The 25,889-nt window shown below is 75.2% G+C and carries 26 protein-coding genes; 12 read left to right on the forward strand and 14 right to left on the reverse strand.

Annotated features, from left to right (window positions below; all coding sequences use genetic code 11):
- Nucleotides 1–136 precede the first annotated feature (136 nt).
- From moaC to AB0H57_RS06985, 4 genes are all read left to right on the forward strand, one after another.
- Nucleotides 137–628 (forward strand): cyclic pyranopterin monophosphate synthase MoaC, encoded by a 492-nt coding sequence (gene moaC / locus AB0H57_RS06970; protein WP_357503510.1) that lies wholly within the window; start codon nucleotides 137–139, stop codon nucleotides 626–628.
- Nucleotides 625–1,095, forward strand: a complete 471-nt coding sequence (locus AB0H57_RS06975; RefSeq protein ID WP_357503512.1) for a MogA/MoaB family molybdenum cofactor biosynthesis protein — start codon at nucleotides 625–627, stop codon at nucleotides 1,093–1,095. The genes moaC and AB0H57_RS06975 overlap by 4 nt, the downstream gene beginning before the upstream one ends.
- A gap of 82 nt (nucleotides 1,096–1,177) precedes the next feature.
- The gene (locus tag AB0H57_RS06980) at nucleotides 1,178–2,434 is read left to right on the forward strand and encodes a molybdopterin molybdotransferase MoeA (protein ID WP_357503514.1); all 1,257 of its coding nucleotides are present in this window, start codon (nucleotides 1,178–1,180) and stop codon (nucleotides 2,432–2,434) included.
- Nucleotides 2,431–2,880: a molybdenum cofactor biosynthesis protein MoaE gene (locus tag AB0H57_RS06985; protein WP_357503516.1), complete on the forward strand. Its 450-nt coding sequence runs from the start codon at nucleotides 2,431–2,433 to the stop codon at nucleotides 2,878–2,880. Before AB0H57_RS06980 ends, AB0H57_RS06985 begins: the two co-directional genes overlap by 4 nt.
- Before the next feature lie 33 nt (nucleotides 2,881–2,913).
- On the opposite strand, the gene AB0H57_RS06990 is transcribed toward AB0H57_RS06985, so the two are convergent.
- Both AB0H57_RS06990 and AB0H57_RS06995 read right to left on the reverse strand, forming a co-directional pair.
- A complete protein-coding gene (locus AB0H57_RS06990) occupies nucleotides 2,914–4,365 on the reverse strand; it encodes a glycosyltransferase 87 family protein (protein WP_357503518.1) in 1,452 nt (483 codons plus the stop codon).
- A 158-nt stretch (nucleotides 4,366–4,523) separates the two neighbouring features.
- On the reverse strand, nucleotides 4,524–5,072 hold the full coding sequence (locus tag AB0H57_RS06995) for a DoxX family protein (protein WP_357503520.1): 549 nt from the start codon (nucleotides 5,070–5,072) through the stop codon (nucleotides 4,524–4,526).
- A 135-nt stretch (nucleotides 5,073–5,207) separates the two neighbouring features.
- On the opposite strand from AB0H57_RS06995, the gene AB0H57_RS07000 reads away from it, so the two are divergent.
- A complete protein-coding gene (locus AB0H57_RS07000; protein ID WP_357503522.1) occupies nucleotides 5,208–5,753 on the forward strand; it encodes an N-acetyltransferase in 546 nt (181 codons plus the stop codon).
- Between the two features lie 32 nt (nucleotides 5,754–5,785).
- Here AB0H57_RS07000 and AB0H57_RS07005 read toward each other — a convergent pair whose 3' ends face one another.
- The gene (locus AB0H57_RS07005; protein ID WP_357503523.1) at nucleotides 5,786–7,024 is read right to left on the reverse strand and encodes an ATP-binding protein; all 1,239 of its coding nucleotides are present in this window, start codon (nucleotides 7,022–7,024) and stop codon (nucleotides 5,786–5,788) included.
- Between the two features lie 140 nt (nucleotides 7,025–7,164).
- Nucleotides 7,165–7,644: a hypothetical protein gene (locus tag AB0H57_RS07010; RefSeq protein ID WP_357503719.1), complete on the reverse strand. Its 480-nt coding sequence runs from the start codon at nucleotides 7,642–7,644 to the stop codon at nucleotides 7,165–7,167.
- A gap of 282 nt (nucleotides 7,645–7,926) precedes the next feature.
- On the opposite strand from AB0H57_RS07010, the gene AB0H57_RS07015 reads away from it, so the two are divergent.
- Nucleotides 7,927–8,937, forward strand: coding sequence for an EamA family transporter (locus AB0H57_RS07015; RefSeq protein WP_357503525.1), 1,011 nt, complete (start codon nucleotides 7,927–7,929; stop codon nucleotides 8,935–8,937).
- Here the strand turns inward: AB0H57_RS07015 and AB0H57_RS07020 are convergent.
- From AB0H57_RS07020 to AB0H57_RS07040, 5 genes are all read right to left on the reverse strand, one after another.
- On the reverse strand, nucleotides 8,919–12,113 hold the full coding sequence (locus tag AB0H57_RS07020; protein WP_357503527.1) for a UvrD-helicase domain-containing protein: 3,195 nt from the start codon (nucleotides 12,111–12,113) through the stop codon (nucleotides 8,919–8,921). The genes AB0H57_RS07015 and AB0H57_RS07020 overlap by 19 nt on opposite strands.
- Nucleotides 12,114–12,201: 88 nt before the next feature.
- Complete coding sequence (locus tag AB0H57_RS07025; protein WP_357503529.1) at nucleotides 12,202–13,509, reverse strand: metallophosphoesterase; 1,308 nt, start codon at nucleotides 13,507–13,509, stop codon at nucleotides 12,202–12,204.
- A gap of 14 nt (nucleotides 13,510–13,523) precedes the next feature.
- Nucleotides 13,524–13,769: a MoaD/ThiS family protein gene (locus AB0H57_RS07030; protein WP_357503531.1), complete on the reverse strand. Its 246-nt coding sequence runs from the start codon at nucleotides 13,767–13,769 to the stop codon at nucleotides 13,524–13,526.
- A gap of 3 nt (nucleotides 13,770–13,772) precedes the next feature.
- Nucleotides 13,773–14,786, reverse strand: coding sequence for a GTP 3',8-cyclase MoaA (moaA, locus tag AB0H57_RS07035; protein WP_357503533.1), 1,014 nt, complete (start codon nucleotides 14,784–14,786; stop codon nucleotides 13,773–13,775).
- Entirely contained in the window at nucleotides 14,783–15,694 is a 912-nt protein-coding gene (locus AB0H57_RS07040) for a fructosamine kinase family protein (protein WP_357503534.1), read from the reverse strand. The genes moaA and AB0H57_RS07040 overlap by 4 nt, the downstream gene beginning before the upstream one ends.
- A 172-nt stretch (nucleotides 15,695–15,866) precedes the next feature.
- On the opposite strand from AB0H57_RS07040, the gene AB0H57_RS07045 reads away from it, so the two are divergent.
- Nucleotides 15,867–17,006 (forward strand): DUF4192 domain-containing protein, encoded by a 1,140-nt coding sequence (locus AB0H57_RS07045; RefSeq protein WP_357503536.1) that lies wholly within the window; start codon nucleotides 15,867–15,869, stop codon nucleotides 17,004–17,006.
- An 18-nt stretch (nucleotides 17,007–17,024) separates the two neighbouring features.
- On the opposite strand, the gene fdhD is transcribed toward AB0H57_RS07045, so the two are convergent.
- On the reverse strand, nucleotides 17,025–17,885 hold the full coding sequence (gene fdhD, locus AB0H57_RS07050) for a formate dehydrogenase accessory sulfurtransferase FdhD (protein WP_357503538.1): 861 nt from the start codon (nucleotides 17,883–17,885) through the stop codon (nucleotides 17,025–17,027).
- Nucleotides 17,886–18,545: 660 nt separating this feature from the next.
- On the opposite strand from fdhD, the gene AB0H57_RS07055 reads away from it, so the two are divergent.
- From AB0H57_RS07055 to AB0H57_RS07065, 3 genes are all read left to right on the forward strand, one after another.
- Nucleotides 18,546–19,229, forward strand: coding sequence for an NTP transferase domain-containing protein (locus AB0H57_RS07055; protein WP_357503540.1), 684 nt, complete (start codon nucleotides 18,546–18,548; stop codon nucleotides 19,227–19,229).
- Nucleotides 19,226–19,480, forward strand: coding sequence for a DUF6457 domain-containing protein (locus AB0H57_RS07060; RefSeq protein ID WP_222955917.1), 255 nt, complete (start codon nucleotides 19,226–19,228; stop codon nucleotides 19,478–19,480). Before AB0H57_RS07055 ends, AB0H57_RS07060 begins: the two co-directional genes overlap by 4 nt.
- An 81-nt stretch (nucleotides 19,481–19,561) precedes the next feature.
- Complete coding sequence (locus tag AB0H57_RS07065; protein WP_357503542.1) at nucleotides 19,562–20,668, forward strand: hypothetical protein; 1,107 nt, start codon at nucleotides 19,562–19,564, stop codon at nucleotides 20,666–20,668.
- Between the two features lie 12 nt (nucleotides 20,669–20,680).
- On the opposite strand, the gene AB0H57_RS07070 is transcribed toward AB0H57_RS07065, so the two are convergent.
- Nucleotides 20,681–21,637: a zinc-binding dehydrogenase gene (locus AB0H57_RS07070; protein ID WP_357503544.1), complete on the reverse strand. Its 957-nt coding sequence runs from the start codon at nucleotides 21,635–21,637 to the stop codon at nucleotides 20,681–20,683.
- Between the two features lie 79 nt (nucleotides 21,638–21,716).
- Nucleotides 21,717–22,175: an Lrp/AsnC family transcriptional regulator gene (locus AB0H57_RS07075; RefSeq protein WP_357503546.1), complete on the reverse strand. Its 459-nt coding sequence runs from the start codon at nucleotides 22,173–22,175 to the stop codon at nucleotides 21,717–21,719.
- Between the two features lie 59 nt (nucleotides 22,176–22,234).
- Here AB0H57_RS07075 and ddaH point away from each other — a divergent pair, with 59 nt between their 5' ends.
- Nucleotides 22,235–23,068 carry a dimethylargininase gene (ddaH, locus tag AB0H57_RS07080; protein ID WP_357503548.1) on the forward strand — a complete coding sequence of 278 codons (834 nt, stop codon included), beginning with the start codon at nucleotides 22,235–22,237 and terminating at the stop codon, nucleotides 23,066–23,068.
- 36 nt (nucleotides 23,069–23,104) lie between these two features.
- Here ddaH and AB0H57_RS07085 read toward each other — a convergent pair whose 3' ends face one another.
- Nucleotides 23,105–24,301 (reverse strand): ABC transporter substrate-binding protein, encoded by a 1,197-nt coding sequence (locus AB0H57_RS07085; RefSeq protein WP_357503550.1) that lies wholly within the window; start codon nucleotides 24,299–24,301, stop codon nucleotides 23,105–23,107.
- Between the two features lie 79 nt (nucleotides 24,302–24,380).
- Entirely contained in the window at nucleotides 24,381–25,175 is a 795-nt protein-coding gene (locus AB0H57_RS07090; RefSeq protein WP_357503552.1) for an alpha/beta hydrolase, read from the reverse strand.
- A gap of 81 nt (nucleotides 25,176–25,256) precedes the next feature.
- Here AB0H57_RS07090 and AB0H57_RS07095 point away from each other — a divergent pair, with 81 nt between their 5' ends.
- A complete protein-coding gene (locus AB0H57_RS07095; RefSeq protein ID WP_357503554.1) occupies nucleotides 25,257–25,859 on the forward strand; it encodes a bacterial proteasome activator family protein in 603 nt (200 codons plus the stop codon).
- The last annotated feature ends 30 nt before the right edge of the window (nucleotides 25,860–25,889 follow it).

Below are 25,889 nucleotides of genomic sequence, written 5' to 3' on the forward strand. Positions count from 1 at the left end.
CCCATCGCCGGTCTCCCCAGCGGCCGGCGGTGGGCCGGGGAGGAGGGGCGTGACCTGGGCACCCGGTCACGCCCCCTCCCCACCCAGCGGGCCGACCGGACGCGGGGGGTCGTACCCGGGGGATAGGCTCACGGCCGTGACCGATCCCGCGCAGCTCACCCACGTCGATCCGGCGGGCGCGGCCCGCATGGTGGACGTCTCCGCCAAGCCGGTCACCGGCCGGCTCGCGGTGGCGGCCGGCCGGCTCCGCACCACCGCCGAGGTGGTCGAGCTGCTGCGGCGCGACGACCTGCCCAAGGGCGACGCGCTGGCGGTCGGCCGGCTGGCCGGCATCATGGGCGCCAAGCGCACCCCCGACCTGATCCCGCTCTGCCATCCGATCGCCCTGCACGGGGTGGCGGTCGACCTGCGGCTCACCGCCGACACCGTGGAAATCACCGCAACCGCGCGGACCGCCGACCGGACCGGGGTGGAGATGGAGGCCCTCACCGCCGTGGCGGTGGCCGGGCTGGCTCTGGTCGACATGGTCAAGGCGGTCGACCCGGCGGCCTCGGTGGACGCGGTGCGGGTGCTGCGCAAGGAGGGCGGCAAGACCGGCGAGTGGGTCCGCCCGGAGGGCCGGCCGTGATCCGCGCCCGGGTGATCGTCGCCTCCAACCGGGCCTCCGCCGGGGTCTACGAGGACACCAGCGGCCCGCTGCTCGTCGCTGGCCTGCGCGAGCTGGGTTGTCAGGTGGACGAGCCGGTGGTGGTGCCCGACGGCGAGCCGGTCGGCGTGGCGCTGCGGGCCGCCCTTTCCGACGGGGTGGATGTGGTGCTGACCAGCGGCGGGACGGGCATCAACCCGTCCGACCGGACGCCGGACGTGACCCGGGCGCTGCTCGACCACGAGATCCCCGGCATCGCCGAGGCGATCCGGGCGCACAGCCGGGACCGGGTGCCCACCTCGGCGTTGTCCCGAGGGCTGGCCGGGGTGGTCGGGCGGACGCTGGTGGTCAACCTGCCGGGTTCCCGGGGCGGGGCGAGGGACGGCCTGGCGGTGCTCGGCCCGATTCTCGGGCACGCCGTCGACCAGCTGCGCGGTGGTGACCACTGATCGGGCGGGCCGGTCGTCGCGGCGATAGGCTCGGCGGAGTGCCTGCTGCCGGGCGGGTGCCGGCGGGAAGGAGCGCAGGGCGTTGAGCACGGACACCGCGTCGGCCGTGGAGCCGGCGGAGGCGCCGCCGGCCGGTTGGGAAGAGGCCCGGGCCCGGGTCTACGCCGTCGGGCTCTCCGCCGCCCTGCCCGCAGTCAGCCGGCCGCTCGCCGAGCTGGACGGGCACACCCTGGCCGAGCCGCTGACCACCCGGACGGCCCTGCCGGCCTTCCCCACCTCGAGCGTGGACGGTTGGGCGGTGCGCGGCACCGGGCCCTGGCAGGTGGTCGGCCGGGTGCTCGCCGGCGGCCGTCCGGATCCGCTGACCGACGACGGGACCACCGTCGAGATCGCCACCGGCGCGATGGTGCCGGAGGGCACGACCGCGGTGCTGCGGGTCGAGGAGTCCACCCGTACGGCCGACGGCCTCGTCGCGGGCACGCCGCGTCCGGCGCCGGAGTGGCGGGAGCCGGGCGAGGAGGCGTACGCGGGGGAGGAACTGCTTCCGGCCGGCACCCCGGTGGACCCGGCGCTGATCGGGCTGGCCGCCTCCTGCGGCCACGACACCCTGCGGGTGCGCCGGCCGCCCCGGGCCGCGCTGCTGGTCTTCGGCGACGAGTTGCTGACCCAGGGTCCGCCGGCGGACGGCCGGGTGCGCGACGCGCTCGGGCCGGCCGTGCCGGCCTGGCTGCGCCGGTACGGCTGCCAGGTCCGCCCGGCCGACGTGGTCGGCCCGGTGGCGGACACCCTGCCCGCGCACGTGGCCGCGCTGCGGTCCGCGTTGACCGGCGCCGACCTGGTCTGCACCACCGGCGGCACGATGCACGGCCCGGTGGATCACCTGCACCCCACGTTGGCGGCGCTCGGCGCGGACTACGTGGTCAACACGGTCGCGGTCCGGCCCGGCTTCCCGATGCTGCTGGCCCGGCTGGTCGGCGACGACGGCCGGGTGCGGTTCGTGGCCGGGCTGCCGGGCAACCCGCAGTCCGCCGTCGTCGCGTTGGTGTCGCTGGTGGCGCCGCTGCTGGCCGGACTGCGGGGGCGGCCGATGCCGGTGCTGCCGCACGCCACGCTGGCCGAGCCGATCCCCGGCCGCGGCGAGTACACCCACCTGGCCCTGGTCCGGCTGGACCGGGTGGCGGGCACCGCCCACCCGGTGCGGCACGTCGGCTCGGCGATGCTGCGCGGCCTGGCCGGCGCGGACGGGTTCGCGGTCGTCCGGCCGGGCACCAGCGGCCAGCCGGGTGACCGGGTGCCGGTCGTGCCGCTGCCCCTGCTGCCCGGGGAGCGTGCCTGGTGACCGCGCCCGTCGGCGCGCGCGCGGAGGGCCGGGCCGTCTTCGGCGCCGTCACCGAGCAGCCGCTGGACCTGGCCGCGCACGAGGCGGCGGTCGCCGACCGCCGGGCCGGCGCGGTGGTCTCCTTCCAGGGCGTGGTCCGCGACCACGACCACGGTCGCGCGGTGACCACCCTGGAGTACGAGGGCCACCCGAGCGCCGCGGCGGTGCTCCGGGAGGTCGCCGCCGAGGTGGCCGCCGACCCCGACGTGTACGCGGTGGCCGTGTCGCACCGGGTCGGCCCGCTGGAGATCGGCGACGTGGCGCTGGTGGCGGCCGTCAGCACCGCGCACCGGGCCGCCGCGTTCGCCGCCTGCGCCCGACTGGTGGACGCGGTGAAGGCCCGGCTGCCGATCTGGAAGCGGCAGGTCTTCACCGACGGCACCGAGGAGTGGGTGAACTGCCCCTGACCGGGGCGTACCGGCTCCGGCGGCGGTGACGGGTCAGCGGCGGGCGGCGAGCTGCGCCGGGCGGGCCAGTCGCTGGTCGTAGAATGCCGGGTCGGCGCCGGGCCGCCAGGGCAGCGCGGCGACCAGCGCGATGAGGGCGATCGCCAGGGAGTTCTCCATCAGCGCGCCGAACAGGCCGTCCTGGTAGTGCGACACCTCGGGCAGTTGGTGCTCGTACCACCAGATCGGTGAGACCAGGAAGATCAGGTAGAGCACGACGGCGGCGACCGCGTGCCGCAACCCGGTGAGCGTCGGGTACCAGATCGGCGACCGCAGGCCGGTGACTCCGGGCAACCCGCCCTCGACCGGGTGCGGGGCGGCCCGGGCGACCAGCCCCCGGCTCGCCTCGCGCCGGCGTACGGCGGCGTCGGCGAGCACGATGATCGCCGGGATCACCCAGACCAGGTGGTGCGACCAGGAGATCGGGCTGATCACGTTGGCGGTCAGTCCGACCAGGGTGAACGCGGTCAGCTCGTCGCCGTCGGCGCGGGCGGCGGCGGCCCGGGACAACCCGAGCGCGAGCAGCAGCATGGCGAACGACACCCAGAGCAGGCCCGGCGTCTCGATCGTGTCGTAGAGCCGGGCCAGCAGCCCGGCCAGGGACTGGTTGGCGGTCATGTCGGCCGCGCCCACCCGCTCGGTCTGCCAGAGCACCTCGCTGAAGTAGGCGCGGGACTCGGCGCCGAAGAGCAGGAAGGTCCCCACGGTCACCCCGATCGCGGTGCCGACGGCGGTGGCCGCCGCCCGCCACTGCCGGGTGATCAGCAGGTACGCGACGAACAGCGCGGGGGTCAGCTTGATGGCGGTGGCCAGCCCGATGCCGACGCCGGCCCACGTGCCGCTGAGCACGAACCGGACCAGTGGCCCGTCGGTGGGCGCGTGCCGGGGGCCGCGCCTACAGCGCCGGCGCAGGCCGACCAGGTCGGCCGTGATCAGGGCGAACAGGATCAGGTTGACCTGGCCGTAGCCGAGGGTCTCCCGTACCGGCTCGATGGCCACCGCCATCGGCACGGCCACCCCGACGCTGAACCAGAGTGGCCAGCCGAGCCGGGCCACGATCGGCCGCAGCAGCGCGATCAGTACGGCGGTGAGCGCAACGACGCTGACCAGCGCGTTGATCCAGCCGGCCAGCGCGACCGGCACCCGGGCCATGGGGAGCATCAGCAGCCCGGCGAACGGCGGATAGGTGAAGCCCAGCGTGGTGGCGGGGGCGATGAAGTCGTACAGCTCGTGGCCGGTGGCCCACCACACCACCGCGCCGTGGTAGATCCGCATGTCGAAGAAGGTGTACGGCCGGCCGAAGGCGCCGATGGCGAGCCAGGCGGCGTACGCGGCGGCCACCACGATCCCGAGCCGGACGAGGACCGTCCGGTCGACCCGGTCGGTGACGCGGGGCAGCGGGGGAAGACGGTCGGGTCCCGACCGGCCCTCCTCCCCGCCGGGCATCCAGCGGCGCCTCACCTCGCTGCCCCCTCACACGACCGACCGCCCCGATCCCTGCGGATCGGCGGATGTTCTCGACTTCATCCGCGTTAACGCCGGCCAGTGCAGGCAGGTGATTCGCGGTCGGGGGTGGGTGTTGACCGTGAGGGGGTGGGTGAGGGTCAGCGGCCGGGCAGCCGCCGGGCGGTGGCGGCGGAACGGACCGCGATCCGGGCCTCCCGGCGGGCGGTCCGCACCGTGCGCGCCATGGTGCGGCGGGAGTGCCCGATCCGGTGCCCGGCCCGCCAGCGCAGCCCCGGCTTGCCCTCCGTGTCGGCCGCGGCGAGCAGGAGCCCGCCGAACAGGCCGAGGTTCTTCAGGAAGTGGATCTGGTTGTTGCTCCGCGCGGCCGGGTCGTCGTTGTTCCAGAAGGGGTGTCCGGCGAACGTGGTCGGCACCAGCGTGCCGGCCAGCACCAGCGCGACCGGGCGGGTGAACCGGCCGGTGGCGAGCATCAGCCCGCCGACCAGCTGGGTGGCCGCGTTGGCGCGGATCAGCGACTCGGTGTCGGTGGGGAACTGGGGGGCGTTCTTCTCGATCAACGGCGCGATCCGGTCGGTGACGGGCTTGGCCGCCGGCACCAGCCGCTCCGGGTTCTGCAGGTTGCGGGCACCACTGACCACGAAGATGCCGCTCAACATGATGCGGGCGAGGGAGCGCACGGGCTTCATGGACCAGTCATACCCCGTCCCGGGGCCGATTACCCCCGCAACGGCCGGATCCGGACCGGTCGACCGGGGCGCCGCGCCACGCCGATTCGAGCGACCGTCGCGGATGGACCGGCCGCAGCGGGTAGCGTCGCGCGGGTGACGACGCTGCGGCTGCGACCCGAGGGGCCGGCCGACACCGAGCCGATCCGGCGGGTGTTGGCCGCCGCTTTCGCCCGCCCCGACGCGGCCACCCCGCCCGAGGTGGGCCTGGTCGACGCCCTGCGGGACAGCGCCGCGTGGATCCCGGAGCTGGCCATGGTCGCCGAGTACGGCGGCGAGGTGGTCGGCTACGCGCTGCTGAGCCGGGTCACCGTGCGAGATGACGGCGGCGTGGGGCCGGCGCTGGCCCTCGGCCCGGTGGCGGTGGCCCCACACCGGCAGCGGGTCGGGCACGGCACCGCCGTGGTGCAGGCCGCCCTGGAGGCGGCGACCGAGCTGGGCGAGCGCCTGGTGGTCGTGCTCGGCGACCCCGCGTACTACCGGCGGTTCGGCTTCGAGCGGGCCGACCGGATGGGACTGACCAGCCCGTGGTCCGGGCTCGGTGAGCCGTGGCAGGCCCTGGCGCTGCCGCCGGCGGCGGGCGGGTTGGGGCCGCTGCCGCGTGGTGAGGTGGTTTTCCCGCCGCCCTGGTCCCGGGTCTGACCGCCGCCGCGCCCCGGCGGGGGAACCGCCGGTCAGGCGGGCTGGGTGCGCAGGTAGCGGCCGAAATGCGGCACGGTGAAGGCGACGGTGCCCCGCTCACCGGAATAGATCAGGCCCTTCTTGATCAGGGCGTCCCGGGCCGGGGAGAGGCTGGCCGGCTTGCGCCCCAGGGAGCGGGCGATCTCGGCCGTCGGCACCGCGGCGTCCATGTCGTCCCGGCCGCCGCCGTCCTCCCCCTCGACCAGGGCGAGGGTGGCCATCGCCCGCATGTACTCCCGCTCCGCCGGGGTGGCCCGCTCGAAGCGGGAGCCGAAGAAGCCGACCGCCAGCTCGGCCTCCGCCTCGGGCGCGGCGACCCGCACGTCGGCGGCGGTGATCGGCGAACGCGGCGCGTGGTCCCAGGTGGCCTTGCCGTACGCCTGGACGAAGTAGGGATAGCCGCCCGACTTCTCGTAGAGCAGGTCGAGCGCCTTCTGCTCGTACTCGACCTCCTCCCGCTCGGCCGGCGCGCAGAGCGCCTGGTCCGCGGCGATCCGGTCCAGCCGGTCGATGCGCTGGTAGCGGAAGAGCCGCTCGGAGTACGACTTGGCGGCGCTGAGCACGGCCGGCAGGTGCGGCAGGCCGGCGCCGACCACGATGAGCGGCGCGCCGAGCTGGGACAGCTCGTGGCAGGCGGCGCAGAGCGCGGAGACGTCCTCCGCGCCGAGGTCCTGCATCTCGTCGATGAAGACGGCGACGCCGGTGCCCACGTCGGTGGCCACCGCCGCCGCGTCGGTGAGCAGCTCGACCAGGTCGATCTCGATGTCCCCGGAGTCGGCGCGCCCGCTGCTGGCCGGTACGTCGATGCCGGGTTGCCAGCGGTCGCGCAGCTTCGGCGCGGCGCCGCCCCGGCCGGTGGGCGCGGAACGCTGGGCGAACGCCTTGAGTACGCCGAGGAAGGCGTCGATCCGGTCCGGGGCGCGGTGCCGGGGGGCCAGCTCGCGGACCGCCATGTGCAACGCGGCGGCGATCGGCCGGCGCAGTGACTGGTCCGGCCGGGCCTCGATCTTGCCGGTGCCCCAGAGGTGGTTGATCGCCTGGGAGCGGAGGGTGTTGAGCAGCACCGTCTTGCCCACGCCGCGCAGGCCGGTGAGCATCAGGCTGCGCTCCGGCCGGCCGCGGGCGATCCGTTCCAGGACGACGTCGAAGACGTCCAGTTCCCGCCCCCGGCCGGCGAGTTCGGGCGGGCGCTGGCCGGCGCCGGGGGCGTACGGGTTGCGGACCGGATCCACGAATCGCACAGTATCGGGCCCTCTAGCGTCGGGGCTAGAGATGGATAGAGGCGGCTACCGGCGTGTCGAGCCGGTCGAGGAAAAACTAGGGCTCTCTAGCTTGAGCGCTAGAGAGTCCTAGTTTCGGCTACCGTGGCGGATCAGCGCCGCTTGAGGCAGAGGACGAAGTCCAGGGTGTCCAGCTCGCTGTCGAAGAAGAACCAGTTGGTGTAGCCCGGGACGTCGGCGCACTTCGCCTCGGCGTCCTTCTCGCCACTCGTGGGCCCGTCGAAGCGGCGCAGCACCTCGTACGTGCTCGGCGCACAGGCGGCGATCAGCAGCTTCGGCGTGCCCTCGGCCGGGCCCTCGTTGCGGACGCACTGGCCTTCCTTGACGAACCGGGGGTCGGCGGTGGAGTCGGGGGCGGGGGCGGCCGGCGCCGTCGGGAGGACCGCGCTCGGCGGGGCGCCGAGGACGCCGCCCGACCCGCTCGACGCCGCACCGTCGGGATCGGGTGCGGCCGCGCCGAGCAGCCAGACCAGGGTGCCGACGCCGGCCAGCAGCGCCACCCCCAGCACGGCGAGCACGGCGATCAGCGGGCCCCGGCCACGCCGGGGCACCGGTTGCCCGTCGTACGACACCGGGCCGGGGCCGCCCGGGCGGTAGGGGTCGGCGCCGTCCGGGTCCGGATAGTCCTCCGGGCCGATCGGGCGGCTGCGCGGCACCACGGGCTCCGGGCCGGCCTCGACCGCCGCCCCACCCCGGGTGTCGCCGTCGCGCCCGTCGCCGGGTCGACGCTCGTCCCACGGGACGTCGCCACCCCGGGGACCGTTGTTCGCCATGCCCGCCTCCCGCGTGCCCGTGGTGAGGTCCGGCCACCCGGGGGCGGCGCGGCACCGTCGCCACCGTAGCGTGATCCCACGATGGCCTCACCCACTCCGCGTTCTTCGTCACCCGGGGGACCGTCCGCCTCGACGGACACCCGGGCCGCCCCCGCGTCGCCGGGCGCCGTCCGGCCGGCGCTGGTGTGGACCGCGCTCGGCCTGGTCTACGTGCTGTGGGGCTCCACCTACCTGGGCATCCGGGTGGCCGTGGAGACCCTGCCGCCGCTGCTCTCGGCGGGCCTGCGGTTCGCCGCCGCGGCCGTGGTGCTGGCGGTGCTGCTGCGGCTGCGGCGGGGTCCCGGCGCGCTGCGCGTCGACCGTCGTCAGCTCGGCTCCGCCGCCGGAGTCGGTGTGCTGCTGCTGGCCGGCGGCAACGGCCTGGTGGTGCTCGCCGAGTCCGGCCCGGCCGGGAAGGCGGTGCCGTCCGGGGTGGCCGCGCTGCTGGTGGCCACCGTCCCGCTGCTGGTGGTGCTGCTGCGTACGGTCACCGGCGACCGGCCCCGGGCCTGGACGCTGGCCGGGGTGACCGTCGGGTTCGTCGGGCTGGTGCTGCTGGTGCTGCCCCGCGGCTCGGACGCGGTGCCGCTGGCCGGGGCGTTGACCGTGGTCGTCGGGGCCACCTGCTGGTCGGTCGGCTCGTTCCTCTCCGGCCGGCTGCGGATGCCGGACGACCCGTTCGTGGCCACCGTCTACGAGATGGTCGCCGGCTCGGTGCTGCTCGTCGTGCTCGGCGCGGCCCGGGGCGAGCTGTCCGGCTTCGACCCGGCGCAGGTCAGCACCCGCTCGTGGCTGGCGCTGGGCTACCTGACGGTGGCCGGCTCGCTGGTGGCCTTCACCGCGTACGTGTGGCTGCTGCACCACGCGCCCATCTCGCTCGTCGCCACGTACGCGTACGTGAATCCGGCGGTCGCGGTGGCGCTCGGCGCACTGCTCGCCGCCGAGCCGATCACCCTGCCGGTGGTGCTCGGCGGCGCGGTGATCGTGGCCGGGGTGGCCCTGGTGGTGAGCACCGAGCGCCCCCGCCGGAGGGCTCAGATCAGCCGTAGCTGACGGTCCCGGGGCCGGCGGGGTTCGCTGTCGCCGAACCGTTCGAACAGCCCGGGGTCGATGTCGGCCAGGAAGGGCGACGGCCCGACCTCGCGTTCCGCGCCGTGCCGGGAGCGGCGCGCCGCGTGCGTGACGTAGAGCCGGTCCTGGGCCCGGGTCAGCCCGACGAAGAACAGCCGCCGCTCCTCCGCCACCTGCTCGTCGTCCGGCGTGCCGCCCGGCCAGCGCAGCGGCAGCAGGCCGTCCTCCGCCCCGACCAGGAACACCACCGGAAACTCCAGCCCCTTGGCGGCGTGCAGGGTGAGCAGGGTGACCGCCTCGGCGCGTGGGTCGAGCGCGTCCACCTCCGCGCCGGTGGCCAGCTGGGACAGGAACGCCTCCAGATCGTCGCCGCAGCGCCGCGCCAGCGGGGTGAGCAGGTCCACCGCTGACCGGACGTCCTCCGGGCGTACCGCGCCGGTGCCGTCCAGCGTCGGCACGGCGAAGCGCTCCGCCAGCACCTGCCCGGCCAGCCGGACCCGGGCGACCAGCGAGCCGTCGAGCCCGGCGTGCCGCAGCTCGCGGGCGACGGCGGTGACCCCGGGCCGGTCCCGCAGCCGGTCGTGCGAGCGCTTCTGCACCGGGATGTTCCCCCGGGACAGCGCGTCGAGGATCGGCGCGGCCTGCGCGTCCGTGCGGTAGAGCACCGCGATGTCGGCGAAGGACAGCGCGGTGGCCCGGCCGTCGATCCGGCCCGAGTCCAGGGAGCGGTGAGAGAGGCCACCGACCAGCTCGTCGATGGTGCGTACCAGGAAGTCGGCCTCGTCCGCGGCGGACGCCGCAGCGTACCGGCCGACCAGCGGGGCCTCCGGGTCGAGCCGGGCCGGGTCGAGCCGGCGGCCCCGGACCAGCGACGCCGGCGCGATGGCCTGGACCGCAGCGGCCAGGATCGGCGCCGATGACCGGTAGTTGCGGTTCAGCCGGACCAGCCGGGCGTCGGTGAAGTCCTGCGAGAACCGCAGGAAGTAGCCGACGTCCGCGCCCCGGAACGAGTAGATCGCCTGGTCCGGGTCGCCGATCGCGCACAGGTTCCCGTCGGCGGGGCTGAGCAGGCGCAGCAGCTCGTACTGAACGGCGTCGACGTCCTGGTACTCGTCGACGAAGATCCACTTCCACCGCTCGCGGTACTCGCGGACCAGCTTCCGGTCGCCGCGCAGCAGCGCCACCGGCAGGGTGAGCAGCTCGTCCAGGTCGACCAGGTCGCCCTTGCGCAGCAGCGCGGTGTACCGGTCGGCGTCGTCACCGGCCTCCGCGCGGGCCGCCGCACGGTCCGCGTCGTCGGCGATCCGGAAGTGTGCCGGCAGCCCGACGGCCTCGGCGTTCTCCCGCAGGATGGTCAGCCCGAGGGAGTGGAAGGTGCCGACCGTGACGTCCTCGGCCACCGGCCCGAGCAGCCCGTCCAGGCGGTGCCGCAGCTCCTCGGCCGCCCGCCGGGTGAAGGTGATCGCCAGGCACTGGTCCGGGAAAACGTTCAGCTCCGCGCAGAGGTAGGCGATCCGGTGGGTCAGCGTCCGGGTCTTGCCGGTGCCCGGACCGGCCACGATGAGCAGCGGCCCGCCCGGCGCGGAGGCGGCCACCCGCTGCATCGCGTCCAACCGGTCCAGCAGGCCGGTGCCGACCTCCTCCATGCCGGCCAGCATCGGCTCGAACGGCTCGTGCGGGGAGGGCGCCGGCGCGATCGGCGGCGGGGGCGGGGTGGCCGGCTTGCGCTTCGGCTCCGGCCGGGCCGCCGCCGGGCGCCGGGTCGCCGGCTTCGGCGCCGGCTCCGCGGGCCGCCGCTGCGCGGGCACCGACACGGGTACGTCGAAGAGCGTCTCCTGCGCCGCCGACCCGCCGCCGCCCAGCTCGGCCGGGTCGAAGAGGGTGATCACCCCGTACTCGCCGTCGTAACCGGGCACCCGGCGCACCTCGCCGCGGCGCAGCCGGCCGATGCCCTCGGCGAGCAGTTCGCCGCCGACCCGGCCGATCTCGTCCAGCGGCGTACGGGTGAGGATCTCCAGCTCCGGCCCGAGCGCGGTGACCAGGTCGTTGAGCCTGCCCTCGACCTTCTTCGAGCGGGCGCCCACCCGGTTGAGCTCGCCGAGGATCTCGGCCAACGGCACCAGGTGGGTCACCTCACGGGCGTGCGCCGGGCGGTGCCCCGCTGGCCGGTCGGCCAGCTCCTCGACCCGGCTCAGCACGCCCACCGTCAACGGCTTGCCGCACTCGGGGCAGCGCCCGCCGGCCTCCCGGGTGCGCTCCGGGGGCCAGTTGACCCCGCAGAGCCGGTGCCCGTCGGCGTGGTACTTGCCCTCCTCCGGGAAGAACTCGACGGTCCCGGCCAGCCCGTCCCCGGTACGCAGCGCCTCGCGTACCGCGAAGTAGTCGCGGTCGGTGTGCAGCACGGTGGCCTCCCGGGCCAGGGCCGGCGGCGAGTGCGCGTCCGAGTTCGACACCAGTTGGTAGCGGTCCAGGCTGCCGACCCGCCAGTTCATCTCCGGGTCGGAGGAGAGGCCGGTCTCCACGGCGAAGATGTGCTCGGCCAGGTCGGCGTAGCAGTCGGCGATCGCGTCGAAGCCCGACTTCGAGCCCAGCGCCGAGAACCAGGGCGTCCAGATGTGCGCCGGGACCAGGTAGCCGTCCGGGCTGGCGGTCAGGGTGATCTCCAGCAGGTCGCGGGAGTCCAGCCCGAGGATCGGCCGGCCGTCCGAGCCGAGGTTGCCGATCCGGCCCAGCGCGGCGTTGAACCGGGCCACCGCGTCCAGGTCCGGCAGGTAGATCAGGTGGTGCACCTTGCGGGTCCGGTCGTCCCGCTTGTAGATCGTGGAGATCTCCACGCTCAGCATGAACCGGACCGGTTCGGTCTCCGCCTCGCTCGCCAGCCGGGGCGGCAGCCGCCGGGCGATGTCCCGTTCCGCCTCGGGGCCGAGCCGGTACAGGCCCGGCTCGGCCGGGTGCAGCGTCTCGCGCAGGTGGTCGTACCAGGCCGGGTGGGTGAAGTCACCGGTGCCGAGCAGGCCGATGCCCTTGCGCCGGGCCCACCAGCCGAGGGTGGGCAGGGTCAGATCGCGGCTGCACGCGCGGGAGTACTTCGAGTGGATGTGCAGGTCCGCGACGAGCGGCGGGGAGCCGCCGGGGGGTACGGCGCTGAACGGGGGCACGCCGCATCCTGTCACGACCGTTGCCGTACCCGCCCCCCGCCACGCTTACGCGTGACCTGAGCAATCCCGGCGCGGCCCGCGGGGACCGTCAGGCGCTGCGCAGCTCGACCAGGCTGATCTGCGGTTCGGCGCCGACCCGCACCGGCGGGCCCCAGAAACCGGCGCCGTTGGTGACGTACACCTTGGTGCCGTCCACCTCGCCGAGGCCGGAGACGACCGGCTGTTCCAGGCCGACCGCCAGGTTGAACGGCACCATCTGGCCGCCGTGGGTGTGCCCGGACAGTTGCAGGTCCACCCCGAACTTCGCCGCCTCCCGGGCGGCCACCGGCTGGTGGGCCAGCAGCACCACCGGCCGGCTCGGGTCGCGGTCGCCCAACGCCGCCGCGTAGTCCGCCGGGGCCGCCAGGCCGGTGCCGGCCGCCGAGACGTCGTTCACCCCGGCCAGGTCCAGCACGCCGCCCGGAATGCGGATCTCCTGGCGGGTGTTCTGCAGCACCCGCAGGCCGAGCCGGTCGACCTCCCGGACCCACTCCGCCACGCCCGAGTAGTACTCGTGGTTGCCGGTGACGAAGAAGCTGCCGTAGCGGGACCGCAGGCCGCGCAGCGGTTCGGCCGCCTCGCCCAGCTCCGCCACCGTGCCGTCGACCAGGTCGCCGACCACCGCCACCAGATCGACGTCCAGCCGGTTGATCGCGGCCACGATCCGTTCGGTGTGGACCCGCCCGCGCAGCGGGCCGAGGTGGATGTCGGAGACGGTGGCGATGCGCAGGCCGTCCATCCGCCGGGGAAGCTTCGCCAGCGGGATGCGGACCCGGTCCAGCCGGGGCGGGCCGAGCGCGGTGCGGACGCCGTACCCGGTCACGCCGACCGCGGTGAGGCCGGCGAAGATCGCCGCCCCGCGAGCCAGCAGCAACCGGCGACCGGGGTCGTGGTCCGGCGGGCCGCCGGCCCCGGCGGGCGGTGCGACCCCGGCGGGCGGGTCGGTGGCTAGCGGGTCAGCGGCTGGGCCGGTGGTTGCGGTGGCGCGCGGTTCCGCGGCCGGGCCGGCGGCGCCCACCAGCACCGGCTCCGGGGCGGCCCCGGCCGGAATGGCGGCGGCCCGGCGACGCAGCGCCAGCTTCGCCACCGCCGTGGGCACCTCCAGCACCACCAGCACGACCAGCAGGTAGAACATCACCGCGAGCCAGAGGTAGCCGGGCCAGGCCAGCCAGTACATGCCGGCGCGGGTGCCGATCAGGGTGGCCGGCACCAGCAGCGCCAGCAGCACGGCGGTGACCGAGCCGATCCGGCGCACCCGCCCCGGCCCGGTGGTGTCCTTCACCAGCCGTTTCCACAGATAAAAGTGGATCAGACCGGTGATCAGCGCCAGCACCGCCACGAACCCCACGACCGCCAACGCCTCGTCCTCTCTCAGCCGCCGGCGAAGGGCGGCAGCACGTCGATCGTCGCTCCGGCCGGCAGCGGGGTGTTCCGATCATGACAGGTCACGCCGTCGACCAGGAAACTCGCCACCCGCAACACGCGGGCCAGCCCCTCCCCGTGCCGCGCGGCCAGCTCGGCGGCCAGCTCGTCCAGGGACCGGCCGGCGGGCACGGTCTCCTCCGGGCGGCCGGCCGCGGCCCGGGCACCGGCGAAGTACCGGACGGTCAGCTCCACCGCTCAGCCGCCGATCGCCGACATCGGGCGGGCCGGTTGCAGGAACGCCGGGTCGTCGATGCCGTGGCCGGCCCGCTTGCCCCACATCGCGGTGCGCCAGCGGCGGGCCAGCTCGTCGTCGTCCGCCCCCGCCCGCAGCGCCCCGCGCAGGTCGGACTCGTCCGTGGCGAACAGGCAGGAGCGGAGCTGGCCGTCCGCGGTCAGCCGGGTACGGTCGCAGGCGCCGCAGAACGGCCGGGTCACGCTCGCGATCACCCCGACCCGGGCCGGCCCGCCGTCCACCAGCCAGGTCTCGGCGGGCGCCGCGCCCCGCTCGGTCGGATCGGCGGTCAGCTCGAACTCCCCGGCCAGCGCGGCCAGGATCTCGTCGGCGGTGACCATGGTGGCCCGGTCCCAGCCGTGCTGCGCGTCCAGCGGCATCTGCTCGATGAACCGCAGCTGGTAGCCCTGGTCCAGGGCGAACCGGAGCAACGCCGGAGCCTCGTCGTCGTTGACCCCGCGCATCAGCACCGAGTTCACCTTCACCGGCGTCAGCCCGGCCGTGGTCGCGCCGGCCAGGCCGGCGAGCACGTCGGCCAGCCGGTCCCGCCGGGTCAGCCGGCTGAACCGGGCCTGGTCCAGGGTGTCCAGCGAGACGTTCACCCGGTCCAGGCCGGCGGCGCGCAGGGCGGGCGCCAGGCGCGCCAGGCCGATGCCGTTGGTGGTCAGCGAGATCCTCGGTCGCGGCTCCAGCGCGGCCACCGCGGCCACGATGCCGGGCAGGCCGGGGCGGATCAGCGGCTCGCCGCCGGTGAAGCGCACCTCGGTCACGCCGAGTCGCCGCACGGCCACCCGGACCAGCCGGACGACCTCCTCGTCGGTGAGCAACTGCGGCCCGGCCAGCCAGGGCAGCCCCTCCGCCGGCATGCAGTACGTGCAGCGCAGGTTGCACTTGTCGGTCAGCGAGACCCGCAGATCCTGGGCGACCCGGCCGTACCGGTCGACGAGGACCCCGTCGGTCGTCGGCGTGGTGGTCACCTGTCGACCGTAGCGCGCCCGGCACCGTGCAGCGCGGCTCGGGCGGCACCGGCCACCGCATCGCGGTACGCCCCGCCGAACAGCGCCGTGTGCACCAGCAGCAGGTGGAGCTGATGCAGCGGAACCCGCTCCCGCCAGCCGTCCGCCGGCGGCCACGCCTCCTGGTAGGCGGCCAGGATCCGCGCCAGGTGCGGCGCGCCGCCGAAGAGGGCGAGCTGGGCCAGGTCGGTCTCCCGGTGACCGCCGTGCGCCGCCGGGTCGACCAGCCAGACCCGGTCGTCGGCACCCCAGAGCAGGTTGCCCGGCCAGAGATCGCCGTGCACCCGGCTCGGCGGCTCGTCCCCGCCGAACTCGCCGATCTGATCCAGCACCTCCGTCACCAGGGCGGCGTCCCGTGCGGTGAGGGCACCGCCGTCGACCGACCGGCGCAGGTAGGGTTCGAGCCGGCAGCGGGCGAACCAGGCGGACCATGGGCCGGGGTCGGGGGTGTTCTCCGCCGGCAGCGCGCCGATGAACCCCGGCCAGCCGGCGCCGAAGGCCGGCGCCCCGGCGCGGTGCAGACCGGCGAGCTCCCGGCCGAACCGCTCGGCGGCCTCGGGCGTCGGCTCACCCGGCTCCACCCAGTCCAACGCCAGCAGCCCGGGCAGCGCCACCAGCACCTCCGGCACGGCCACCGCGCCGGCCTCCCGCAGCCAGCGCAGCCCGGCCGCCTCGGTGGCGAAGAACCCGTCGGGGACCGGCCCGGCCGCCTCCGGCCAGGTCTTGGCGAAGATCGAGTGCCCGTCGTCCAGGGTGAGGCGGACGGCCGCGCAGCTGTCCCCACCGGCGACGGGCGTCTCCCGGATCCGTTGGTGGGTCAGGAAGGTCGGCAGGTGTTCCGGGTGCGCCCGCAGGTACGCCAGGTCCATGTGCGCAAGGTAGCCCGTCGGCGCGCGGCGCGCGTACCGGGCGCATTCGATGCCCCGTCCGGGCGGGTGCCGATCCGACTCCACCAGCGGAGATACGGAGGGTGACTGTGGATAACCCGCGTGTCGTCCACAGGGCCTGTCGGGCGTACCGGCGGCCGCGCAGGCTGCCCGCATGACCCCGACCGACCCCGCCCGCCTCGCCGTCCGCTCGCCCGCCGACCTCATCGCCGCCGTGCCGTACCTGCTCGGCTTCCACCCCGCCGACAGCGTGGTGGTGGTCGCGCTGCGTGGCCGCCGGATCATCTTCGCCGCCCGGGCGGACCTGCCGGACCCGGGCGCCGACCCGCAACCGCCGGCCCGCCACCTGGCCGAGGTGATCCGCCGGCAGCGGGCCGACGCGGCCACCGTGATCGGGTACGGCCCGGCGGGCCGGGTGACGGCGGCCGTGGATGCCGTCCGGACGGTGCTCGAGGGGGCCGGCCTGCTCCTGCTCGACGTCCTCCGGGTGACTGACGGCCGTTACTGGTCCTACCTGTGCACCGAGGTCGACTGCTGCCCGCCCGACGGCAACCCGTACGACCCGGCGGCCAGTCAGGTCAGCGCGGCGGCCGTCCTCGCCGGCCAGGTCGCCCTCCCCGACCGGGCGGCTCTCACCGCCCAGGTGGCGCCCCTGTCCGGCCCGGTCCGCGTCGCGATGCGTCGGGCCACCGCCCGGGCCGAGCGGCGGCTGACCCGGCTGCTGCTCCGGGCCGGCGGGCCCGACCGGCCCGGCGGCGGCCCGCCGCTCGGCGTGACTGGCGGCGACCGGCCCGACGGCGGCCCGCCGCTCGGCGCGGCTGGCGGCGACCGGCCCGGGGATCTCGCTGTGCACGGCGCCGGGGTGGCGGCGACGCGATCGGCCCAGCGCCGGCACCGGCGGGGCGAGCGGTTGACCGACGACGAGGTGGCGTGGCTCAGTCTGCTGCTGACCCGGCTGTCGGTCCGCGACCACGCCTGGGAACGCACGGACGGCCGGGACGCGGACATCAGCCTCTGGACCGACGTGGTCCGCCGGGCCGAGCCGGGGCTGACCGCCGCGCCGGCCAGCCTGCTGGCGTTCGCCGCCTGGCGGGCCGGGCATGGCGCGCTGGCCGCAGTGGCCCTGGAACGGGCCCTGGCGGTCCAGCCGGGCTACTCGCTGGCGCTGCTCCTCGACGACCTGCTCCGCCGGGGCGTACCCCCGTCGGAGCTGGACGGCTGGCCGGCCGTCGCCCTGCCGAACGTGGTCCGCCGGCGGGCCCGCCGCCCCCGCCTGCCACGGCCCGGCGCCTGACGCCCACGGCCGCCCCCGTCAGCCGGCGTCGGTGATCCGCTGGGCGCCGGTGTAGACGTTCATGGTGCGGCCGCGCAGGAAGCCGACCAGGGTCATTCCCGCCTCGGCGGCCAGGTCCGCGGCCAGGGTGCTGGGCGCGGAGACGGCGGCCAGCAGGGGTACGCCGGCCATCCAGGCCTTCTGGGTCAGTTCGAAGCTCGCCCGGCCGGACACCAGCAGCAGGTGACCGGCCAGCGGCAGCCGATGCTGCCGGGTCGCCCAGCCCACCACCTTGTCCACCGCGTTGTGCCGGCCGACGTCCTCGCGGAGCACCACCAGTTCGCCGCTGGCGGTGAACAGGCCGGCGGCGTGCAGTCCGCCGGTACGGTCGAAGGCCCGCTGCGCGGCCCGCAGCTTGTCGGGCAGCCCGGCGACGACCTCCGCCGGCACGGCCAGCGGGTCCTGCGCCACCGGGAAGAGCGAACGGGTCCGGACCGCGTCGATGCTCGCCTTGCCGCAGACCCCGCACGAGCTGGTGGTGTAGAAATTCCGGGCCGGATCCGTGGTCGGCTCCGGTACGTCCGGCGCCAGCACCACGTCCACCACGTTGTACGTGTTCGGCGTCTCGGCCCCGGCGCAGAGCTGGGCGGTCCGCACGTCCCCGGCGGAGCGGATCAGCCCCTCGGTGAGCAGGAAGCCGATCGCCAGGTCGATGTCGTCGCCCGGGGTCCGCATGGTCACCGCCAGCGGCCGCCGCCGCCCGGGGCCGGCGGGTCCGACCCGGATCTCCAGCGGTTCCTCGACCGCCATGCTGTCCAGCCGGCGTACCGAAGGGCGGCCCTCCGCCGCCGCGTCCAGATCGATCCGGAGCACGCCACGTCGATCGGTCGCTCGTCCCATCCCGCCATCCTCCCCCGCTCAGCCACCCGCCACACCCACCGGCGCTCGACGGGTGCCCGTGATCACCCGCCGGCCGGCAGCGGCGTGGCGGCGTGGCGCGGCGTGGCGGCGTGACGCGGTGGCTCGGTGGCATGCGTGGCTGCGGGCGGTGTGGGGTCGCGGCGCGGTGGCGTGCGTAGTGTGGCGGCCCTGGCGTGGCGTGGCTGAGTGGCTGCGTGGCTGCCTGGCGAACTGGGGGCCGTCCGCAGCACCACGGTCGGCGAGTACCCGTGGTCGCGTCCTACCAACTTGATGTCATAAACGAATCACCCGCCGGGAAGGCGGGTCGATCGCCCCGACGGAGTGCGAGGTCACGGCCGCCGGAGTAACCCGAAGCCGGCCGGTTGTCCGGTGCCTGATTCGTTTATGACATCAAGTTCGTAGTGTGCCCGGCGAGCACCCTCGCTGGCCGGGACGGGTCGGGGCACCACCGGGCGGCAACGGCGGCCCGCCGTTCACCGGGCCTGATCGGGCAGCCGGGCAGCGGGCCGGCCGGTCACTCGGGCGGCCGGGCAGCGGATCCGCCGGGCAGCGGATCCGCCGGGCAGCCGGGCGGCCCGCCAGGAGCGGCGGGCGGGGGGCTGCCCGGCGGGCGGGCCGGACGCGGCCTACCGTGACGGGATGGAGGCGTACGCGGCGGTCGTGCTCGCCGGCGGCGCCGCCCGGCGGATGGGCGGGGTGGACAAGCCCGCCCGGCCGGTCGGTGGCCGGCCGATGCGCGACCGGGTGCTGGACGCGGTCGTCGACGCCGTGCCCCGGATCTTGGTCGGCCCGCCCGGCCCGGTGCCGCCGGACGTGCGGGTGACCCGGGAGGAGCCTCCCGGCGGCGGCCCGGTCGCCGCCCTGGCCGCCGGGCTGGCCCTGCTGCCGCCCACCACCGCCACCGTGGCCCTGCTCGCGGCCGACCTGCCGCTGCTCACCCGCGACGCCGTCGGTGAGCTGCGGCGCCGGCTGGCCGTCCCGCCGCCCCGCGCAGCCCACCCCGAAACAGCCCACCAGCCCGCCGACGGGGTCCGCCAGGCCGAGCCCGACGGGGCCCGCCAGGTCAACCCCGACGGGGTCTGCTTCGTCGACGGGGACGGCCGCCGGCAGACGCTCTGCGGGGTGTGGCGGGTGGCCCCGCTGCGGGCCGCGCTCGCCGAGCTGACCGCCCGGCGCGGCGGTACGGCGCACGGCGCCCCGCTGCGGCAGCTGCTCGGCGGCCTCACCGTGCGGGAGGTCGCCTGGTCCGGTGCGGGGCCGCCGCCCTGGTTCGACTGCGACACTGAATCGGACGTACGCCTCGCACAGGAGTGGACGCGATGACGGTGATGGACGACTGGGTGACGGCGGCCTGCGCCGAACTGGGCCTCGACCCGGCGGAGGTGTCGGTGCCCACCGTGCTCGACCTGGCCCGGGACGTCGCTCACCAGGTGTTGCGCCCGGGTGCCCCGGTCAGCGCGTACCTGCTCGGGGTGGCGGTCGGGCGGGGCGCCGACCCGGCGGTCGCCGCCGCCCGGCTCAGCGACCTGGCCGCGACCTGGCCCGTCGAACTCGGCTCCGACCGCCCCGCCTGAGCGTGCCCCCGGCCCTCCAGGTCGGGCTGGTTGGCGACCTCGACCGCGTGGGTAGGGTGACTCTGACGGACGGAGGCGATCATGACGGCAGACCACCCCTCGGCGCCGCCCACCGCTCCGGCGGGCAGCCCACCGGAGCCGCACGAGTCGATCCTGCTGGACGAGCCGAGCACGGCCGACCTGCGGGCAAAGGTCACCGAGGCCTGGCGGGAGTTCGCCCGGGCGCTGGCCGAGCAGCTGCGTGAGCTGCCCGCCGGGGCGCACCTCGAACTGACCCTCGACCCGACCGCCTCCGGCACCGACGACGCGGTCTACTCGACCAGCGTGGACGTCGGTGAGCAGGGCCAGCTCTCCGCCCGGGCGGTCGGCAACGCGACCCTGCCGGCGGGTTACCGACTGGACCGGGCCGCCGTGGCCGACATGATCGCGCTCGGCTGGTCGCCGCCCGGCGTGGTCCCCGGCTCCGGCGAGGACTTCGGCCTGGACTGCTCGACCGCGGAGGTCGGCCGGCTGGCGCCGGTGCTCACCCGTACCCTGCGGGACGTCTACGGGGCCCCGCACCCGGCCTTCCTGGTCTACCTGGTGCACGACGGGCAGGGGGAGTCGCTGCCGGTCCGGCCGCTGGGCACCGCCCGCAGCGAGTTCGGCCCGGACCGGGACGTGGAGGCCGACCTCGACGAGGCGCTGGCCGCCGCCGCAGCCGTCAAGGAGGGCGACACCGAGGTGCTCGACCTGGCCGAGCGGGTGCGTACCGTCGTCTCCACGATGTTGAAGGCGAAGTCCGATCAGATCCAGGTCGACTCGGACGGGGACATCAACATCCGGGCCGGTTCGGCGATGGTCTTCGTCCGGGTCCGGGACAACCCGCCGCTGGTCGACGTCTTCTCCCCGGTGCTGACCGAGGTCGAGCCGACCGAGCGGCTGTACGTGAAGCTCTCCGAGCTGACCAACCGGATGCCGATCGGCCGGCTGTATTGCGCCGACGACACCGTGTGGGCCTCGATCCCGGTCTTCGGCCGCAACTTCCAGGCCACCCACCTGATGCTCGCCGTGCAGGTGATGACCGGGTTGGCCGACGAGCTGGACGACCGGTTGCACGGCGAGTTCGGCGGCAAGCGTTTCTTCGGCGAGGGGGACAAGCCGGCCCGCGCCATCGAGGGGGAGCACCGCACCGGCATGTACCTCTGACCCGCCGCCGGCTCAGCCCACGTCGAGCAGGGTCTTGCCGACCGTCGCGCGGGACTCCATCGCGGCGTGCGCGTCCGCCGCGCGCTCCAGCGGCCACCGCTGGCCGATGAGCGGCCGCAGCCGGCCGGCCGCGCCGTCCGCCAGGGCCTGCCGGGTGTACGACCGCAGCTGCTCGGGCGTCGGGGCGGGGCGTACCAGCGTCACGTCCCGCCGCTGCGCGTCCGCCGGGTCGATCGCCGCCCAGTCCCCGCTGGCCAGCCCGTAGCTGATCATGCGGCCCCCGGGGGCCAGCAGCTCGTACGCCGACCGGGCCGGCTCGCCGCCGACCCCGTCGAAGACGACGTCCACCGCGCCGACGGCGTCCCGTACCCGGTCCGTCCAGTCCGGCGTGGTGTAGTCCACCGCCACGTCCGCGCCGAGCCCGGGCAGCAGCGCCACCTTCCGGGCGCCGCCCGCGGCGGCGACCACCCGGGCGCCGGCCCGGGCGGCGAGCTGGACCAGCAGGCTGCCCACCCCGCCGGCGGCCGCCTCGACCAGTACCCACTCGCCGGGGCGTGGTGCGGCGGCGTCGACCAGCATGGTCGCGGTACGGCCGTCGGCGAGCAGCGCCACTGCCTGGTCCAGGGCGAGCCCGTCCGGCACCTCGAAGAGCGCCTCCCGGTCCACCGCGACCCGCTCGGCGTACCCGCCGGTGCCGCCGGTGCCGGTCACCACCCGCCGGCCGGCCAGCCCCGGGTCGACGCCCGGGCCGACCGCCGTGACCACCCCGCCGACCCCGTTGCCGGGGATCGTCGGCAGCGGTCCACGGAACGGCCCGAAGCCGGTGGCCCGGAACATCGTCTCGACGAAGGTGAGGTTGGCGTGGGCCACCTCGACCAGCACCTGTCCCGGTCCGGGTTCCGGGTCTGGTGCCGGGCCCGGCACCAGCACCTCCGGCCCGCCGAACTCCCGCAGCCACACCGCCCGCACGGCACCTCCCCCGCTCGTCCCCACCGAGGCTCGCTCGTTCCGTCGAGTCAACGACATGAAGCGAGGTTGAGGTCAAGGATCAGCCGCCGGACGGGCCGACGCCGGGGGACTCCACCAGCCGGGAGAGCACGATGGTGCTCCGGGTGGAGGTGACGAACCCCTCGGCGCGGAGCCGTTCCAGGGCCTCCTCCAGGTGCGCGATGTCGGCGGCCCGCAGGTGCACCAGGGCGTCCGCCTCGCCGGAGACGGTGTACGCCCCGACCACCTCGGGGTGCCGGCGGGCGGCGGCGCCGATCTGCGCCGGGGTGGTCCGGCCGGCGCAGAACAGCTCGACGAACGCCTCGGTGGTCCAGCCGACGGCGGCCGGGTCGACCACTGCGGTGAACCCCCGGATCACCCCGGTGGATCGGAGCCGGTCGACCCGTCGCTTGACGGCCGGGGCGGAGAGTGACACCCGGGTGCCGATGTCGGCGTACGAGGCGCGGGCGTCGGCCACCAGCAACGCAATGATTCTTTGGTCTACCGCGTCGATCTGCAACGTTCCGCCTCTGGCAAGCAATGGTTGTGGCTGTTACCAAAGTTCTACGCTACCTACTCTTGGTGACCGTGAACCAGCAGCGAGTCTCGCGAAAGCGGACATATCTCATGTGCTCGCCCGAGCACTTCGCCGTCGAGTACGCGATCAACCCGTGGATGGACGTCACCACGCCCGTCGACGCGGAACTGGCGGTCAAGCAGTGGGACCGGCTGCGCGAGACGCTTGTCGGTCTCGGTCACGAGGTGCACGTGCTGAACCCGGAGCCGGGGCTGCCGGACATGGTCTTCGCGGCCAACGGCGCGTTCGTGGTGGACGGCCACGTCTACGGCGCCCGGTTCAAGCACGAGCAGCGGGCCGCCGAGGCCGCCGCGCACCGGGCGTTCTACGAGGAGCGGGGCTGGCGGTTCATCGCCCCGAACGAGACGAACGAGGGCGAGGGGGACTTCGCGTACCTGCCGGACGCCCACGGCGGGCTCGTCCTCGCCGGGCACGGCTTCCGTACCGAGCAGCCGGCGCACGCCGAGGCGCAGGAGGCGCTGGGCCGCCCGGTGGTCTCGCTGCGCCTGGTCGACCCGCGGTTCTACCACCTGGACGTGGCCCTGGCCTCGATCGACGACGAGAACGTCGTCTACTACCCGGGCGCCTTCTCCGCGGCCAGCCAGCGGGTGCTCGGCCAGCTCTTCCCGGACGCGGTGATCGCTGACGACTCCGATGCGCTGGCCTTCGGGCTGAACCTGGTCAGCGACGGCCTGAACGTGGTGCTGAACAGCGAGGCGAGCCGGCTGGCCGGCAAGCTCAAGAACGCCGGCTACCACCCGGTTCCGGTGGAGCTGGCCGAGCTGAAGAAGGGCGGCGGCAGCGTCAAGTGCTGCATCGCCGAGCTGCGCCACTGACGCACCCGGCGGCGGCGGGTCGCCGCCGCGCCGCGCTCAGCCCTGCGTGGAGAGCTCGGTGACCAGGACGTTCGACAGCAGCTGACCGTCCGGCTCGACCCGGCGCAGGTACCACTTCTGCTGCGGGGTGCGCGGCTGGTTGAACTGCCAGGGCCCGCGCGGGCTGTCGATCTGGCCGATCTTGCCCATGGCCAGGTTGACCTGCTGCGCGGTGGGTGACGCGCCGGCCAGCCGGATCGCCTTGTCCAGCACCTGGGCGGCGTCGTAGGAGGCCATCGCGTACGTGGTCGGCGAGACGTTGAAGGTCTTGCGGTACGCCGCTGCGAAGACCCGGTTCGCGGTGTTGTTCAGGTCGGCGGAGTAGTTCAACGCCGTCTCGACCCGGGCGACCTCCGGGGGCTTCACGTCGTCGAGCACGGTGCCCTCGGTGAGGAAGCCCGGCGCGAAGATCCGCCCCCGGTAGCCGGCCTGGTACAGCTGCTTGAGGAACTCGACCGCAGCCGGCCCGGCGAAGTAGCAGAAGACGCCGCTCGGGTCGCGGTTGAGCAGGGTCTGGATGTCCCGGGCGTATGCGGTACGGCTCGGGTTGGGCGCGTCGGTCGTCCAGATCGGCGCCCCGGCCAGCCGGGGGTCGGTGGCCCCGAAGCCCCGGCGGAAGCCCTCCACCACGTCCCGGCTGCCCAGGCCCTGCGGCGCGATGATCCCGATCCGGCCGCCCGTCGGCAGCTGCTGGCGCAGGTACTCGCCGAGCGCCCGGCCCGGCTCGTCCAGCACGTACGAGGTCCGCCAGATGTAGACCACGCTCTGCAGGCTGGTGGGCGAGGCGTTCGAGCCGATCAGCGGCACCCGGGCCTGCTCGACGGTGTCCCGGATGCCGGTCATCACGGCGGAGCCGACCACCCCGGTCAGCGCCAGCACGCCCTCGGAGAGCAGGCGGTCCACCGCCGCCTTGCCGCTCTTGGCGCTGTCTCCCTCGTCGGCGGTGAGCAGGGTGACCGGGTGTCGGCCGAGCTGCTGGTTGTTGAGGGTGAGGAAGAGCTGGAAGCCGTTGAGGATCTCGTCGCCGATCGCCTTGTACGCCCCGCTCTGCGGTGCGACCAGTCCGATCTTGATGGGGCTGCCGGGTGTGCTGGCGGTTCCGGTGTCGTCGTCGGCGCCGCACCCCGCGGCCAGGCCGGTCGTACCGAGTGCGGCAAGCAGCTGGAGGGCCCGCCTGCGGTTCATCTGCGACACCGAGTTCCTTCCGGGAGCGTTGCAGGGCCGGTCACCGCCCCCTCGGCGTTCTACCTGGTTGGCGACGCTGCGTCAATGGCTAGTGATCATCGAGCAAGGACCGCAACGCGGCAGTTACCTGGGGCCAGGCCGCCGACTCCGGGTCGATCAACCCGAAGTGCTCGCATCCTTGCAGCTCAACCAGGGTAGCGGGGGTGCCAGCGGCCGCCGTGGCGGCGACGTAGCGGCGGCTGAGGGACAGTGGCACCTGACGGTCCTCGGTGCCGTGTATCACTACTGTGCGTACCTGAGTCGGTACCAACGATCGTGGATCGGTCGTCCGGTACCGGTCTGGGACGTCGTCCGGGCCGCCGCCGAGCAGCGCGGCCACCGCGCCGGAGTCCAGGTCCAGCCGGTACGCCTCGGCGAGGTCGGCCACCGGGGCGAGCGCCAGCACCCCGCCGACCGTGCCCGGGGCGTGCGCGGCGGCGTACAGGGCCAGCTGACCGCCCGCGGAGTGGCCGATCAGGATCGGCGCGCCGGGCGCCACCAGCCCGGGCAGCGCGTCGGCCGCCAGCCCGGGCAGCGCCGCCACCCCGGCGAGCACGTCGGTGAGGGTGTGCGGCCAGCCGCCGTCCGGCTGGCCGGTGCGGCGGTACTCCAGCTGCGCCACCGGGTGTCCCTGGGCGGCCAGCGCCGCCGCCAGCGGGCCGGTGTGGGTGCGGTCGTACTCCGCCCGCCAGAACCCGCCGTGCACCACCACCAGAAGGCGCCCGGGGCCCGGGCCGGCGGGCCGGCGCAGGTCGGCGACCTGATCCGGGTGGCTGCCGTAGGCGACGGTCAGGTCCGGCGCCGGGGCGGGGCGGGTGAGCACGTCGCGTGGGTCGGCGGACATGGCGGCGACGGTAGCGCGTCGCCGGCGGGTCCGGACGGGTGGGCGGTACCGGCGCGCATCCATGGCGGCGGTGGGGTAAAGATGGGTGCCATGACCGAAGCGCGTGCAGGTGGACAGAACGACGAGCCGGGCCAGGAGGGCGCTGGGCACTCCGGCACCGTGGTGGTGGTCGGCCCGGACGGCCGGCCGGTCGGCACCGTGCAGACCGACGACGGCGGGGGCGAGGACCCGGCCCGCCTGGTCGAGCAGCCCGCCAAGGTGATGCGGATCGGCAGCATGATCAAACAGCTGCTGGAGGAGGTCAAGGCCGCGCCGCTGGACGACGCCAGCCGCAACCGGATGCGGGAGATCCACGAGCGGTCGATCGTCGAGCTCAAGGAGGGCCTCGCCCCGGAGCTGCGCGACGAGTTGGAGCGGCTCTCGCTGCCCTTCACCGAGGACCAGACGCCCAGCGAGGGCGAGCTGCGGATCGCCCACGCCCAGTTGGTCGGCTGGCTGGAGGGGCTGTTCCACGGCATCCAGGCCGCCCTGGTCGCCCAGCAGATGGCGGCCCGCATGCAGCTGGAGCAGATGCGCGGCGGCCGGCAGGCGCTGCCCAGCGGGCCGGGCGGGATGGTGCCCGGCATGCCGGGCATGGGGCAGCCGCAGGGCGGCGAGGGCCACAGCACCGGCCAGTACCTCTGACCCCGGGTGCGGCGCCGCGGCCAGCGGCGC

Source organism: Micromonospora sp. NPDC050686 (genome assembly GCF_040654475.1).
Lineage (GTDB): Bacteria > Actinomycetota > Actinomycetes > Mycobacteriales > Micromonosporaceae > Micromonospora.

Coding starts and splice junctions, on each gene's coding strand:
- fdhD (WP_357503538.1), bottom strand. CDS start 17,885: ATGGGACGAGCGACCGATCGACGTGGCGTGCTCCGGATCGATCTGGAC.
- AB0H57_RS06990 (WP_357503518.1), bottom strand. CDS start 4,365: ATGCCCGGCGGGGAGGAGGGCCGGTCGGGACCCGACCGTCTTCCCCCG.
- AB0H57_RS07055 (WP_357503540.1), top strand. CDS start 18,546: ATGGAGGCGTACGCGGCGGTCGTGCTCGCCGGCGGCGCCGCCCGGCGG.
- AB0H57_RS07090 (WP_357503552.1), bottom strand. CDS start 25,175: ATGTCCGCCGACCCACGCGACGTGCTCACCCGCCCCGCCCCGGCGCCG.
- AB0H57_RS07060 (WP_222955917.1), top strand. CDS start 19,226: ATGACGGTGATGGACGACTGGGTGACGGCGGCCTGCGCCGAACTGGGC.
- AB0H57_RS07095 (WP_357503554.1), top strand. CDS start 25,257: ATGGGTGCCATGACCGAAGCGCGTGCAGGTGGACAGAACGACGAGCCG.
- AB0H57_RS07045 (WP_357503536.1), top strand. CDS start 15,867: ATGACCCCGACCGACCCCGCCCGCCTCGCCGTCCGCTCGCCCGCCGAC.
- AB0H57_RS07015 (WP_357503525.1), top strand. CDS start 7,927: ATGGCCTCACCCACTCCGCGTTCTTCGTCACCCGGGGGACCGTCCGCC.
- AB0H57_RS06995 (WP_357503520.1), bottom strand. CDS start 5,072: ATGAAGCCCGTGCGCTCCCTCGCCCGCATCATGTTGAGCGGCATCTTC.
- AB0H57_RS07065 (WP_357503542.1), top strand. CDS start 19,562: ATGACGGCAGACCACCCCTCGGCGCCGCCCACCGCTCCGGCGGGCAGC.
- AB0H57_RS07040 (WP_357503534.1), bottom strand. CDS start 15,694: ATGGACCTGGCGTACCTGCGGGCGCACCCGGAACACCTGCCGACCTTC.